At 62.2% G+C, this 14,081-nt stretch carries 11 protein-coding genes and 1 pseudogene; 6 read left to right on the forward strand and 6 right to left on the reverse strand.

Annotated features, from left to right (window positions below; translation table 11 throughout):
* Window positions 1-16 precede the first annotated feature (16 nt).
* Together NL528_RS06045 and NL528_RS06050 are read left to right on the forward strand one after the other, a co-directional pair.
* A complete protein-coding gene (locus NL528_RS06045; RefSeq protein ID WP_309184814.1) occupies window positions 17-1,531 on the forward strand; it encodes an AMP-binding protein in 1,515 nt (504 codons plus the stop codon).
* Entirely contained in the window at window positions 1,512-2,264 is a 753-nt protein-coding gene (locus NL528_RS06050; RefSeq protein WP_309181789.1) for an enoyl-CoA hydratase/isomerase family protein, read from the forward strand. The genes NL528_RS06045 and NL528_RS06050 overlap by 20 nt, the downstream gene beginning before the upstream one ends.
* Window positions 2,265-2,874: 610 nt before the next feature.
* On the opposite strand, the pseudogene NL528_RS06055 reads toward NL528_RS06050, so the two are convergent.
* The 6 genes and pseudogenes from NL528_RS06055 to NL528_RS06080 form a co-directional block, all read right to left on the reverse strand.
* Window positions 2,875-3,243, reverse strand: a pseudogene (locus tag NL528_RS06055) (VOC family protein).
* A 1,147-nt stretch (window positions 3,244-4,390) separates the two neighbouring features.
* Window positions 4,391-4,627, reverse strand: a complete 237-nt coding sequence (locus tag NL528_RS06060; protein WP_309181790.1) for a hypothetical protein — start codon at window positions 4,625-4,627, stop codon at window positions 4,391-4,393.
* A gap of 298 nt (window positions 4,628-4,925) precedes the next feature.
* Window positions 4,926-6,599: a urocanate hydratase gene (gene hutU / locus NL528_RS06065; RefSeq protein ID WP_309181791.1), complete on the reverse strand. Its 1,674-nt coding sequence runs from the start codon at window positions 6,597-6,599 to the stop codon at window positions 4,926-4,928.
* A gap of 10 nt (window positions 6,600-6,609) precedes the next feature.
* Window positions 6,610-7,812 (reverse strand): CoA transferase, encoded by a 1,203-nt coding sequence (locus NL528_RS06070; RefSeq protein ID WP_309181792.1) that lies wholly within the window; start codon window positions 7,810-7,812, stop codon window positions 6,610-6,612.
* A complete protein-coding gene (locus tag NL528_RS06075) occupies window positions 7,809-8,807 on the reverse strand; it encodes an NADPH:quinone oxidoreductase family protein (protein WP_309181793.1) in 999 nt (332 codons plus the stop codon). The genes NL528_RS06070 and NL528_RS06075 overlap by 4 nt, the downstream gene beginning before the upstream one ends.
* Complete coding sequence (locus NL528_RS06080) at window positions 8,804-9,589, reverse strand: IclR family transcriptional regulator (RefSeq protein ID WP_309181794.1); 786 nt, start codon at window positions 9,587-9,589, stop codon at window positions 8,804-8,806. Before NL528_RS06080 ends, NL528_RS06075 begins: the two co-directional genes overlap by 4 nt.
* 147 nt (window positions 9,590-9,736) lie before the next feature.
* Here NL528_RS06080 and NL528_RS06085 point away from each other — a divergent pair, with 147 nt between their 5' ends.
* From NL528_RS06085 to hutH, 4 genes are all read left to right on the forward strand, one after another.
* Window positions 9,737-10,723, forward strand: a complete 987-nt coding sequence (locus tag NL528_RS06085; protein WP_309181795.1) for an ABC transporter substrate-binding protein — start codon at window positions 9,737-9,739, stop codon at window positions 10,721-10,723.
* A gap of 86 nt (window positions 10,724-10,809) precedes the next feature.
* On the forward strand, window positions 10,810-11,709 hold the full coding sequence (locus NL528_RS06090; RefSeq protein ID WP_309181796.1) for an ABC transporter permease: 900 nt from the start codon (window positions 10,810-10,812) through the stop codon (window positions 11,707-11,709).
* On the forward strand, window positions 11,709-12,503 hold the full coding sequence (locus NL528_RS06095) for an ABC transporter ATP-binding protein (RefSeq protein ID WP_309181797.1): 795 nt from the start codon (window positions 11,709-11,711) through the stop codon (window positions 12,501-12,503). The genes NL528_RS06090 and NL528_RS06095 overlap by 1 nt, the downstream gene beginning before the upstream one ends.
* Before the next feature lie 14 nt (window positions 12,504-12,517).
* Window positions 12,518-14,080, forward strand: a complete 1,563-nt coding sequence (hutH, locus tag NL528_RS06100; protein ID WP_309181798.1) for a histidine ammonia-lyase — start codon at window positions 12,518-12,520, stop codon at window positions 14,078-14,080.
* Window position 14,081 lies beyond the last annotated feature (1 nt).

Consider the following 14,081-nt stretch of genomic DNA (forward strand, 5'->3'; position numbering starts at 1 on the left):
CGCCGACGAACCGGCCATGATCTTCAAGGATCGGACCTGGACTTGGCGCGATTTCCGGGATGGCGTTCACACCCTGCGGCGCGGGCTCGGCCGACACGGTATCGTTCGCGGCAGCCGTGTCGCGATCCTGGAACGGAATTGCGACGACTACATTCTGCTGCACTACGCCTTGGCGAGCATAGGCGCGATCCTCGTGCCCATCAACATATGGCTGAGAACCGCCGAGATTGCCTACATCCTCGCCAGCTCTCAGCCGAGCATGCTGGTGGTTGGGGCCGAATTCGCTGACACGGCCGCGGCGGCAATTGAAGCGCTCGCAGATCCGCCGCGGCTGATTTACTGCGGCGAGGCAAGATCGGGCCATCTCCGCTGGCGGGACCTCCTGGCCGACGGGCCGGCCACCGCGCTTTCGGCTCCCGCCAGTTGGGACGATCCTCACATCATTCTCTATACGAGCGGGACAACGGGACGTCCCAAGGGCGCCGTCATCTCGCATCGCCGCACGGTGCTCGACGCTCTGGCGGCATCGGGCGCCTACGGAATCAGGACCGGCGAGCGCTTTTATTGCTATATGCCTCTCTTCCACACGGGAGCGTGGGACTACTTCAAACTGTTCTTCTATCGGCGCGGGGCAGTGGTGCTGGCGGAGCGCTTCGATGCGGAGGAGGCGGTCAGGCTGATCGAACGCCATCGCTGCAACGGGATGTTCTCCGTTCCGCTGACATTGCGGCAGATCGTGGAAGCTCCGTCTTTTGCGACGGCCGACATGTCCAGCATGCGCTTCATTGCCTACGGCAGCTACGACCCGTCGAACGTCATGGTGCGAGTCTTGAACGCGTTCCGCGAGCGGGGCGCGCACGAAGTCGGCATTACGCATGTCTACGGGATGACCGAGGCGGGGCCATTTATCTCGTTCATGCCGCCAGAGCGCGCAGAGCAGAAGCCGGGTTCGATCGGGCGCCCGCTCCCCGGCGTGCAGCTCCGTCTTCTGGACGAGGAGATGAAACCCGTTGCCGCCGGCGAGACGGGTGAAATCTGCCTTCGTGCTCCCTGCCTGATGTCAGGCTATCTGAATCGCCCGGAAGCAACGGCCGAAGCCTTCGCCGGCGGCTGGCTGCACACGGGCGACCTCGGGCGCGTCGACGAAGAGGGCGACCTTCACCTCGTCGATCGCAAGAAGGACATGATCCGGTCGGGTGGCGAAAACGTCTTCGCCAAGGAGGTCGAGCAGATCCTGATCGCTCACCCCGCGATCAGGGACTGTGCCGTGGTTGGGTTGCCGGATGCCGATTACGGCGAGCGGGTCGTGGCTGTCGTCATGCTGGAGACGCCCGGCGCGACCGACGAGCCCGAGGTCATTGCCTACACCCGACAACGAATTGCCGGTTTCAAGACACCCAAGCAGGTATTCTTCGTCGCTGAGTTCCCACGCACCCCGGCCGGCAAGATTCAGAAACATCTCGTCCGGCAATCGCTTCTGTCCGCAACCCCCCGAGCAGATCACGGCGGCCATGTCCATCAGCGTCACTGAACCGCAGCGCCACATTGTGCTCGTTACGATCGAGAACGAGGGGCGCCGAAATGCGCTCACGCGCGCGATGTTCGAGGAACTGGCCCTGCTCTGGCCGCGCCTCGAAGCCTCCACGGCGAGATGCGTCGTTGTCACGGGACAGGGCAGCAAAGCCTTCTGCTCAGGAGCCGGCCTGTCGATCGACTGGACCTTAGATCCAAACCTCGACGACCTTGTCGACCGCGCCCTGCTCAAGACACAGACCTTCACGAAGCCACTGGTCGCTGCCATCAACGGCCACGCCGTCGCGGGCGGGCTCGAATTCGTCCTGTCCTGCGACATCCGCATTGCTGCGCGGGGCGCGAAGCTAGGGTTTCCGGAAGTCCAGTGGGGCATATTCCCGTCCGGTGGAGGCGCGCTCAAGCTCGAAGGGCAGATCGGCTACACGTGGGCCCGCGATCTCCTTCTCACGGGTCGGCTCATCACAGCGGATGAGGCGAATACGATCGGGCTCGTGGGCCAGGTTGTCGTCGCGCAGGACGTTCGCGCAACGGCAATGCAACGCGCCGAAAGCATCGCCAGGAACAGCCCGACCGCTGTTGCAGCCGTCAAGCGCTTCCTTTCCCGGCGCTCGGCGCGAGCTCTTGCGGAGGATGTTCCCGACGAGGAGCGCGAGGCACGGAACGTGAGAGCGAGTTCGGACAGAGTCAAAGGGGTCGAGGCGTTCTTGAACCGGCGCCCTCCGCCTTATTGAGTCCTCCGTCCCTCGTTCAGGCGGTCAGATAGGACGAACAAGCATGACGGTGCCTCCGCCAACCGCCCACTGCGTCGCTTCAATAGCGAGCAGAATCATATCGACAACGCGTTCTGATCTCACCCAACGGTGATCTTCTGACCGACCGCTTTTGGCGCACAGCGGCCTGCGGCCAAATGCGGATTTCAGCGGTGCCTTACGTCAAAAGCGCATCGATCGGCCTTCCGCCTTGTGGCGTTGTGGTTACAAACGACGAGGACATCGCGCGACGCATAGCGCGCTGTATCGGATCAAAGCGCCGTTTCAGCACAAGACTTTGATGGACACTGCATCAGCTACCAGTCCTCGTCGTAGATCCACTCTCTTGGGAATCGAGGCCGTGACCTTGCGTGCGGCGACTGAAGCGTCCGCTCGGGCTTGCGCAAGGTCGGAGTCAGCTGCGCCGGAAGCGGTGACGTCTTGGGCGGCCCCGGAGGCGGGAAGTGCCATCGCGCCGAGCAACAGTAGTCCTGTTGTCCTGAACTGCATGATTGCCTCCCAGGTTCAGCGGATCATCGGAGCACCATACGCTCTCCCGGCGCCCCTCGGAATGGCAGGCCGCTTCGAGCTGCTATTGGAGGGAAACCGGGAGCAAAGGCCGGGCGAAACTGAGTTCGTGGCCATCGGGGTCAATTAGGTGGAAGAAGCGCTCACCCCATTCGGCATCGCGGGGCACGGTAGCCGGCTCGTATCCCGCGGCGAGCGCGCGGTCGTAAAGTGCGTCAACATCGGCGACGTAAAAAAGTACCCGCCCTCACCAGGACCAGCGCCGCTCGGCAGGCTGGGCGATGAGATTGAGATAGCTCGTCCCTGCTCGAAAGCTGGTGAATGAAGACTCTTCGCCGCCATGCAGGACCTCAAACCCTAGCGCGCGGTAGAATCGGACGGCTCGTGGCATTTCGTGGGCGCCGAGTGTGACCGCGCTGATCCCCTCGATCATGGGCAGAACTCTCCCGTTTCATTTTCCCCGCGCCGTTGCCAGGCCCCAGACTGGCAATTGGCGGCGGACGCTCACCGCATCGGGCGGGAGCTTCCGGTTTCGCAATTTCCGCGAGGCGCTTACCTTCCTTCCAAATATCTGCGAATTAACTCGCGTTTGAGACCCCTGGCGGCGCATAATTGAACAATCACCGCTCCGCCTCCTAGGCATTACCGGTGACAGAGAGTGTTGCGCTCCCGCCCGTTCGAGGGAAGCATCATGCCCCAATCTCAACGCCTGTCGTCCGTCGTTCCATTCGCTGCAATTGAGCGCCCCGCCTGTCCGAGGTGCAAGGCCCAAATGATGCTCGTCAGCATCGAGCCAGCACGCGCCCGGGGCGTCGACTTGCATACGTTTGAATGCGCTGTCTGCAATCAGGTACTTACGACCTTTGCCGCGTTTGAAGACTCCATGAAGTCCAAGGGCCTTGGACGCTGGCTTCAAGGCGATCTGCACCGACGGAATTAAGGCCCGCCGGCGGGTCGGGCGGCGCGGGACTAGCTCGCGCCCTCGTTGTCAGATCTCCTCGGTTTCAACCTCCGGCTGGCTGCGGTAGGCGTCTCGGAGCCACAGGCGATTGGGGAGTCCGCGCTATACGCGCGCAAGCCGCCGGGCTACCCCAGCGGCTCAAGCGTCGCGTAGCGATGTGGTGCGACGCGCAGCGTCGCGTGGCGGAACATTGCGATGCGCCGAGGTGAGTCATGATCAGACCTCCGGTTTAGGATGACGCAGCTTAGCTCCTCTGCGCCTCAATCATGGGATCTGTTAACGCGGTTCACATGACCGCTGGCCATAATACCCTCCGCGGACCAGGTCCCAACCAACAACTCGCAATAAAAAATGCAATGGCACAAGTGGGTCATCTCGAGAAACTCTTTCTAGGAGGCCCCAACGCAGCCAGACCAACGATTTTGCAGTTCGAACGCGCTCTCATCGCCACGCGCCTCCGCAGTCTTGACGCTGTCTTCTTTGGATTACGTTTCCAAAATGCCAATAAGCCCAACGACGAGCCTGCACCAACACGGCCAAATTGTAGGCCAACAGAAGGCCAAATGATTTCTCTATCACACCCCACGCACTGAAGATGCCGTAGTCGACAGGGAGTCCTCTAAATATTTGGAAATCCATTGCCGACCATTGCAGATAGCTCCATCTCTACGTTGCTTCCATTGTCCAGCAGGTAGAGATCCGAATGAGCAAAGCGAGGATGACGCGGGTTTTCACCACGCATTGCGCTGGATGCCCAGGCATAATTGCCTCCATCATTCCGCACCGCCGCCAATGCGGATGCTGCGATGGAGAGCAAATCGTGTGCCGAATCGGACCGACTTAACTGGTTCGGCATTTGCCTCCAAAAAAAGCGCTTCCGATCCTGTGCTTAACAAGCTTGAGGGTCCGAGTTGACGGAAGGCCAGCTCGACAGCTGTATCGTCCGTTGCGCGACGTACGCCGGGAGGCGTCGAAGGCGAGCATCACGCTGTTGCAATAGCTGTTTACGATTGCGAGAGTTTTCTCCTCGATTTGGGCCGACATACTGAGGACGCGTGGCGACGTTGAAGTGCCCCGCCATTTGGCGAGCGTTTCTTGTTCGCCGCACGTCGGTATCGTGCCATAAGGTTGATCGTCCGGGAGGGAATGACGGACTAAGGCTGCGGCGGCTGCAGGCTCGGCAGATCGAGCCCATTCTCCCTGGCGCATGCGATCGCCGACTCATATCCTGCATCGGCATGCCGCATCACACCGGTGGCAGGATCATTCCACAACACGCGGCTGATCCTCTCGTCGGCGTCACGCGAGCCGTCCGCGATCAAGGCGATTCCAGAATGCTGGGAATATCCCATGCCGACGCCGCCGCCGTGATGGAACGACACCCATGTCGCTCCGCACGCTGAATTGAGCAGCGCGTTCAGGATCGGCCAGTCGGAAACCGCATCGGAGCCGTCACGCATGCCCTCTGTTTCGCGCATCGGCGAGGCGACGGAACCGGAATCCATGTGGTCGCGTCCGATTACGATCGGGGCCTTCAACTCGCCGCGCGCCACCATGTCGTTGAACGCCATGCCGACGCGATGCCGGTCGCCCAGCCCAAGCCAGCAAATGCGCGCCGGCAATCCCTGAAACTTGATATGCGCGCGCGCCTTGTCGAGCCACTGATGCAGGAACACATCATCGGGCATCAGTTCACGCACCTTCACATCGGTTTTGTAGATGTCTTCGGGGTCGCCGGACAGCGCGACCCAACGAAATGGACCCTTCCCGAGGCAGAACAGCGGCCGGACATAGGCTTCGACAAAGCCGGGATAGTCGAACGCGTTGGCGACGCCCTTTTCCATCGCCATGGCGCGAATGTTGTTGCCGTAGTCGAGTGCGATGGCGCCTTTTTCCTTGAAGGCGAGGATGCTGCGGACCTGCTCCGCTATCGCCAGCTTGGCGGCGTCAGCCGTTGCCGCCGGGTCCTTTTCCTGTCGCTCGAGCCACTGGTCGAGCGTCCAACCGATCGGCAAGTATCCGTGAATCGGATCGTGAGCCGAGGTCTGATCGGTGACGACGTCAGGGACGATGCCGCGCTGCAGGATTTCGCGATAGACCTCAGCCGCATTGCCGACGAGACCGATCGAGACCGGCTTGCCGGTCTTCTTGGCGTCGTCGATCATCGCCAGCGCTTCATCGAGGCTGGTGGTCGAGCGATCTAGATAGCCGGTTCGCTTGCGAAATTCGATGCGGCTCGGCTGGCATTCGACCACGATAATCGAGGCGCCGGCCATGGTGGCTGCGAGCGGTTGTGCGCCGCCCATGCCGCCGAGGCCCGCGGTCAGGAACCAGCGGTTCGAAAGGCTTCCGCCAAAATGACGCCGGCCGATTTCCGAAAAGGTTTCGAACGTGCCTTGCACAATGCCCTGCGAACCGATGTAGATCCATGAGCCGGCCGTCATCTGGCCGTACATCATCAGACCCTTGCGATCGAGCTCGTTGAAATGCTCCCAGGTGGCCCATTTCGGCACCAGGTTGCCGTTCGCGATGATCACGCGCGGCGCGCCGGGATGGGTCGGAAAGACACCAACCGGTTTTCCGGACTGCACCAGCAGCGTCTGGTCCAGCTCCAGCCTTTTGAGGACACTGACAATCTCGTCGAACGCCTGCCAGTTGCGCGCGGCGCGGCCGATGCCGCCATAGACAACGAGTTCTTCCGGGCGCTCCGCCACATCCGGATCGAGATTGTTCATCAACAGCCGCAGCGGCCCTTCGGTCTGCCAGCTCTTGGTTGTGAGTTCCGGTCCGCGCGGGGCGCGGATGATGCGATCGTTATTGCGAAGCATGATGTGTTCCTCAGATCGTTTTCGCCGCGCGCAGCGCGGCAATGCGGTCGCTGTCGAGTCCGAGCTCCTCGCGCAGCACACTGTCGGTGTCTTCGCCGAGGGTCGGTGTTCGTGTCCGGCCAGGGGCTTGCGTCCCGGAAAACCGGACCGGCTGTGGGACGACGTGAATATCGCCGAGCTTGGTATTGAAGCCGGGCTGCAGCAGATCGCGAGCGGCGACGTGGTCGCTGGCGAGCAGGTCGTCAAGCGTCCAGACCGGCGCTGCCGGAACGTCCGCTGCCCGCAACCGCGCCAGGGCCTGTTCCTGGGTCAGGCCCGCCGCCCAGTCGGTGATGATGGCGCGCAACTCGGCTTCATGCGTGTTGCGGTCGCGATTTGTCGCAAATCGCGGATCGGATGACAGGTCGGGGCAGCCGATGGCTTCGAAGATGCGTTTGACGATCGCCTCGGAAAATCCAACCAGGACGATGTCGCCGTCCTGTGTTGAGAAGCTGTCGACCGGATAGGTTTCGGGATGGCGATTGCCGACGCGCCGGGTTGGCTTGTCGGTGAACAGCCGCCGCGACAGATTGGTCAGCAGCATCGAAAATACGGAGTCGAGCATCGCGACTTCCAGTCGGCGGCCGACACCGGTGCGCTCGCGGTCATAGAGTGCGGCTGCGATGCCCCATGCGGCGAAGACGCCGGTGGTGATATCCGCGACGCTCTCGCCGACGGCAAGCGGACGTCCGCCGGCCTCACCGGTCACGCTCATCAGACCGCTCATTGCCTGGATCACCAGATCGAACGCCGGCAGATCCGCCAGCGGACCGTCCTGGCCGAAGCCCGAGATCGATGCGTAGATGAGCCGAGGATTGTCGGCCTGCAGGATTTGATAGCCAAGGCCCAGCCGCTCCATGACGCCGGGCCGGAAATTTTCGACGATTACGTCAGCCTGTCGGGACAGATCGCGGATCAATGCGATGCCCTCGGGCGATTTCATGTTGATCGTGACGCTGCGCTTGCCGCGATTGAGCAGCGCGAAATAGGTGCTCTCCTCGTTCACATGCGGCGCGAAGTGGCGGCCTTCGTCGCCGAAGCCCGGAATTTCGATCTTGATCACCTCGGCGCCGAGATCGGCCAGCATCGCCGTACAAAACGGCCCCGACATGACCCGCGTCAGGTCCAGAACGCGCAATCCTTGGAACAGATTTGCCGGGAGCTGCGTACTCATGCGGTGTCCTTGTTGTTCAAGGTAATCGCGACCTTGCCCGTGGTCTGACGGGCGGCCAGTGCCTTGAGCGCTTGTGGCAGGCGATCGAAGCTGAAGGAGGTCTCGACATGCGGCCGGATTGCGCCGTCTTGCAGGAATGTTGCGAGTTTCGCCGATACACTCGCCAGCATGGCGGCGTCACGATCATGATCCCAGTAAACGCCGATGGCGGATACGCGTTTCAGGAGCAGGCGGTTGGCCGGAATTTGCGGAATTTCGCCGGATGCAAAGCCGACGATCAGCAATCGGCCGTCCCATGCGATCATGCGCAGGGCTTCCTTGGTTGCGGCACCGCCAACGGGGTCGAGGATGACATCGACGCCGCGCCCGGCGGTGAGTCGCTTGATGTCCTCGCTCCAGTTGACGCATCGATAATCGACCGACTCATGCGCGCCGTGCTGACGCGCCAAAAGGCATTTCTCTTCGCCGCCGGCCGCCGCGATCACGTGGGCGCCGAGGTGCCTGGCAATCTCGACGGCGGCAAGGCCGACGCCGCCGGCGGCGGCAAGGACAAGTACGGTCTCGCCCGGACGAATGACCGTGTTTTCCGTCAGCGCCACCATCGCCGTCGTATAGACGACGGGCAATGCGCAGGCTGCTTCGCTCGACATTCCGTCGGGCACGCGAATGGTCATGTCGCCGCGGACCCTTACGTATTCGGCGAAGCCACCCCACAGCACCTTGCTGGCGACGCGCTGACCGGCTGCGAGGCCTGACTGCGCGCCTGCGGCGACCACGGCGCCGGAAATTTCCTGTCCCGGCGTGAACGGCCGGGGTGGCCGGATCTGGTAACGATCATCGATCATCAGAAGATCGGAAAAATTGAGAGCGGCCGTCTCGACCCGCACCAGCGCTTCGTCGGCGTTGAAGGAGGGGATCGTCGTGCGCGCCAATTCCAGTTCTTCAAGGCCGGGCGAACTCGATCGCCATGCCCGCATGTCCGATGGTCGTGTCATGTCTCGCTCGCGGTGAGGCCGGCGATGCGGTTGGCCGCGCGGCGCCCGGCGTCTACCAGCAGTTTTGCAAAAATCTCGATCTGTGCGTCGTCCATGCGCTGCGACGGCGCGGCGATGGCGATCGACCCGAGTGGTTGTCCGCGCGGCGTCAGCACCGGAACGCTGATCCCGCTGACGCCGGGATAGGTCTCCTCGTGGGTGACGACGAAGCCATGCGCCTTCACATCGGCGAGCTGATCGCGCAGTGCCTCGACGCTCATCGTGGTCACCGGATTCACGCCGGTAATGTCGCCGGCTAGAACGGTCGCGATCTGGCGCGGAGGAAGAAAGGCCAGCACCGCCTTTGCCGTCGCGCCGGAATGAAGCGGGTAGGACGTCCCGATATTCTCGAAGACCCGCAGCCCACCATGCCGGCTGGGAATCTGTGCAAGGCACACCACGCTGGCGTGCGCCTCGTCGTAGCCGGTCAGAATGATGGTCTCAGCCGTCGCCTGCGCCAACTCCTCGAGAAAGGACTGGCAAACGCCGACAAGGTCGAACTGCAATTGCGCGCGGCGACCGAGATCGATGGCGGCAAAGCCGAGCGTGTAGCGTCCGCGCTGTTCCATCAAATAGCCGGAAGCCTGCAGAAATCGCACCAGCCTGCTCAATGTCGAGCGCGCCAGCCCCGTTTCCCTCGCGAGTTCGGCCTGCGTCCAGCTCGGCCGCTCGTCGGCGAACAGGTCGAGAATCTGGAACGCCTTCTTGAGTAGCCCGACGCCGGCGGCGTTGGAGGGGGCCAAGGGAGCTTCCTCGCGACTGTTGTTGACAGATGAATAATTCATTGCTCATACTGTGGAACAGACGCTCACTATTTGGCAAGCAAAAAATTGACTGGCTGCCAGAAGCTCATTGATCACCGTCGCGAACCTCGACGCAGGGAGAGCCAGATGAAGAGAATTTTGCGGACAAGTGCGGCTTTGCTGGCCGCTATGACCATTGCTCTGGGAAGCAGTGGTGTTCACAGCGCCGAACTGAAGAAGGTCGCGATATCGACCATCGTCGAAGTGCCGCAACTGCTCGAAACCCGGGACGGCGTGATCAAGGGCCTGGCTGAAAAGGGATTTGCCGACGGCAAGGATATCAAGGTCGATTATCAGACCGCCAACGGCAACCTGCCGACGCAGCAGCAGATTTCCAAGAAATTCGTCGGTGACGGCGTCGACGTGATCGTCGCCATCACGACCCCTACGGCGCAGGCGATGGCCAGCGTCACCACGACGATTCCGATCGTGTTCGCGACGGTGACCGACCCCGTCAAGGCGAAGTTGATTCCGCAATACAAGGCGCCCGGCGGCAACATCACCGGCGTCTCCGACGCGGCGCCGATCGCCGAACAACTCAAGCTGTTTCGGGAAATTCTCCCCAAGCTGAAAAAAATTGGTTTTGTCTTCAATCCCGGCCTGGACAGCTCGAATGCGACACTCGAGCGACTGCGTGATGAGGCCAAGCCACTTGGTATTTCCATTGTGGAAGCCGCGGCGCCGACCGCAAACGAAGTCATTCCGGCGACCAAGAAGCTGACCGGCAATGTCGATGCGATCTATATTCCGAACGATACGACCGTCGTTGCGGCACTCGAAACCGTCGTCAAAATCGGTCAGGAAACCAGCACGCCGGTCTTTACGGGCGAGACGCGCGGCGTCGACAGGGGCGCGGTCGCGTCAATGGGCCTCGACTACATCGAGGTCGGTCGCCTCGCCGGTCACATGGTCGCCGAGATTCTCAAGGGCAAGAAGCCCGGCGAGATCGATGCCGTGGTTGCCTACCAGCAAATGCCGAACTTCGTTGTCGTCGTCAACAAGGGCGCGGCGACAGCCATGGGCACCGCCATCCCCGACGCCGTCCTCAAGCGCGCGACCAGGGTCGTGAACTGAAGTTGATCGCAACGATCGAGCAAGGCGTCGGGGATGGCGATGCCCCGACGCTGACCCTGCTCAGGCAAGTAGAAAGATAGGATGCTATGTCGCTTTATGAATTTCTCGGGACCGTCGAGGTCGGGCTGATTTTCGGTCTCGTCGCGCTCGGCGCCTTTATCAGTTTTCGCATCCTCGATTTCCCCGATCTGACGGTTGAGGGCAGCTTTCCGTTCGGCGCCGCAGTGGCGTCCGTTCTGATTGTGTCATTCGGCTGGAATCCCTGGCCCGCGACGCTCGCCGCGGTCGGCGCTGGTTTCCTCGCCGGCTTCGCGACTGCCTATCTCAATGTCCGATTCAATATCCTTCATATTCTGTCGGGCATTCTCGTCGCCATCTCGCTCTATTCCATCAACCTGCGGATCATGGGCGGCTCCAACAAGCCGCTGCTCGGCGCCCATACGGTGTTCACCTCGGTCCAGGGATGGGGCGTTCCAGCTTACTTTCTCAGTCCCGTTCTGCTCGCGGTGATCGTCGTCGTCATCAAGGTCGCGCTCGATCTGTTCCTGCACACCGGCGTCGGCATGAACATGCGCGCCGCGGGTGCAAATCCCGCGATGGCCGCAGCCAACGGCATCAATGTCGGGCGGATGAAACTGGTCGGGCTCGGCATGGCCAATGCGCTGACCGCGCTGGCGGGGGCGTTGTTCGCGCAGAGCTTCGGTTCGGCGGATGCGCATATGGGCATCGGCGTCATCATCATCGGCTTGGCTTCGGTTATCGTCGGAATGTCGATCCTTCCCGTGCGAACCATCACGCAAGCGACAATCGCCTGCCTGTTCGGCGCGCTACTGTATCGCTTCGCGGTGGCGTTTTCGCTGAATGCCGACTTCCTCGGATTGAAAGCCTCCGACGTGCAACTGGTGACGGCACTGCTCGTGGTGGTGACGCTGGTCAGCCAGTCATCCCGGTCGGGTATGGGCAAACTGCTCAAGCGGAGGGCGTAATGATCGAAGTCGGTGAAGTTCGTGTCACCTTCAACACAGGCACGCCGCTCGAAGCGACCGCTATCCGGCAACTCGATCTTGTTGTGCCGGGAGGACAGTTTCTGACCATCATCGGCTCCAACGGCGCCGGCAAGTCGACGGCGCTCAACGTGATCGCTGGCCTGGTCAAGCCGGATACGGGCAGGGTGGTCGTGGACGGCATCGATGTGACGCAGTGGCCGATCCACGAGCGTTCGCGGCTGATCTCGCGCGTGTTCCAGGACCCCAAGATGGGGACCTGCGAGGATCTGACGGTCCTGGAAAACTTTGCGTTGGCGCATGGCCGCACGCAGCCGCGTGGTTTCCGGCTGGCAATCGACCGCGGCATTCGTGAGAACACGATCGAGCGGCTGAAGCTTCTCAATCTGGGGCTCGAAAAACGCCTCGACGACAAGGTCGGCCTGCTATCTGGCGGCCAGCGGCAGGCCGTCAGTCTCCTGATGGCCACAACCGGTGAAACGCGGGTGCTGCTGCTCGACGAACATACCGCAGCGCTCGATCCGAAAACCGCGGAATTCGTCATGGAGCTGACGCGCGAGATCGTCGCCGAACTGAAGCTTACCTCGGTGATGGTCACGCATTCGATGGCGCAGGCGCTGCATTACGGCGACCGCACCGTGATGTTCCATCGCGGCAGGATCATTTTCGATGCAGCAGGTGAGGCACGCGCCGCGATGCAGGTGTCCGACCTGCTGCAGTTGTTCAAGCGGGATCAGGGCGAAGAGCTCTCTGACGACGCGTTGTTGTTGGGTTAGGTCAGAAGGACGTCATGCAGAACCAGAAGAAGGCCTCGAAGGTCGATAACGTGGTGATTGAACCCGGCGCTGTCCCGCTCGCCATGTGGCGGCACATCCTGCGCGATGGACCGAAGGTCAGCTTCGTCGAAGGAACGCGTGAAATCGTCGACAACTGCCACGCGGCTGTCGTCAAACTGATCGCGACGGGCCGGGCGATCTACGCCGTCAATACGGGTTTCGGCAAGCTCGCCGCGATCCGGATTCCGGACGATCAACTGGTCCAGCTGCAACGCAATCTGATCCTGTCGCACAGCGCCGGAACCGGTGAGTTTCTGAGCGACGATCTGGTGCGGCTGATCCTGATCATGAAAGCCGCGGCACTGGCGCAGGGCCATTCCGGCGTGCGCTGGGAGTTGACCGAGGCGCTGCTGGCGCTCGCCAATGCCGGCGTCTATCCCTGCCTTCCGGCGAAGGGGTCGGTCGGCGCGTCCGGCGATCTTGCGCCGCTGTCGCATATGGCTGCGGCGCTGATGGGCGTCGGTGAAGTCCGCTATCGCGGCAAGGTCATGGCCGCCGCGGACGGCCTGGGTCACGCCGGACTAAAGCCGATGACGCTCGGCCCGAAAGAAGGCGTGGCTCTGATCAACGGCACGCAGGTGTCGGCCGCGCTTGGTCTCTCCGGGTTGTTTGCGGCGGAGGACGTGATGCGGGCCGCGCTGGTGACCGGCGCGCTCTCGCTCGAGGCCTGCCGCGGCAATGATGCGCCGTTCGATGCGCGCATTCAGGCGGTGCGGCGCCATCGCGGCCAGCAGGATGTTGCGGCGATCTATCGCAAGCTGCTCGCCGGCAGCCCGATTCGCGAAGCGTATCGCGCCAAGCTCAAGGTGCAGGACCCCTATTGCATGCGTTGCCAGCCGCAGGTGATGGGCGCCTGTCTGGACAATCTGCGGTTTGCGGCAAAGACGCTGGGGATCGAGGCCAACGCCGTCTCCGACAATCCGCTGGTGTTCCCCGAAGAGGCCGAGGTGCTGTCGGGCGGAAACTTTCATGCCGAGCCGGTGGCGTTCGCGGCCGATATCATCGCGCTCGCGATCTGCGAAATCGGCTCATTGTCGGAACGTCGCCAGGCCATGCTGATCGACGCGACGCTCTCGGGTCTGCCGGCGTTCCTGGTCGATAACTCGGGTCTCAATTCAGGCTTCATGATTGCGCAGGTCACGGCGGCCGCTCTCACCAGCGAGAACAAGATGCTGGCGCATCCGGCGTCGGTGGATTCGATCCCGACATCGGCGAACCAGGAAGACCATGTCTCGATGGCCTGTCATGGCGCGTACCGGCTGGGTCAAATGGCCGATAATGCCGCGGCCATCATTGCGCTGGAGTGGCTCTCTGCGGCGCAGGGTGCCGATTTCCACAAGCCGCTCGAACCGGCCGCACCGCTCGCGGAAGCCGTTCGCCGGTTGCGGAACGAAGTGCCGAGGCTGGAGCAGGATCGCTATTTCGCGCCCGACATCGCTGCGGCCAAGCGTTTGCTCGTCGCGGGTGCGATTGGCGATCTCGCAGGCGATTCGCTTTTGGATGAAACCATCGCCTGAT

Origin of the sequence: Bradyrhizobium sp. Ash2021, from assembly GCF_031202265.1 — a bacterium.
GTDB lineage: Bacteria > Pseudomonadota > Alphaproteobacteria > Rhizobiales > Xanthobacteraceae > Bradyrhizobium.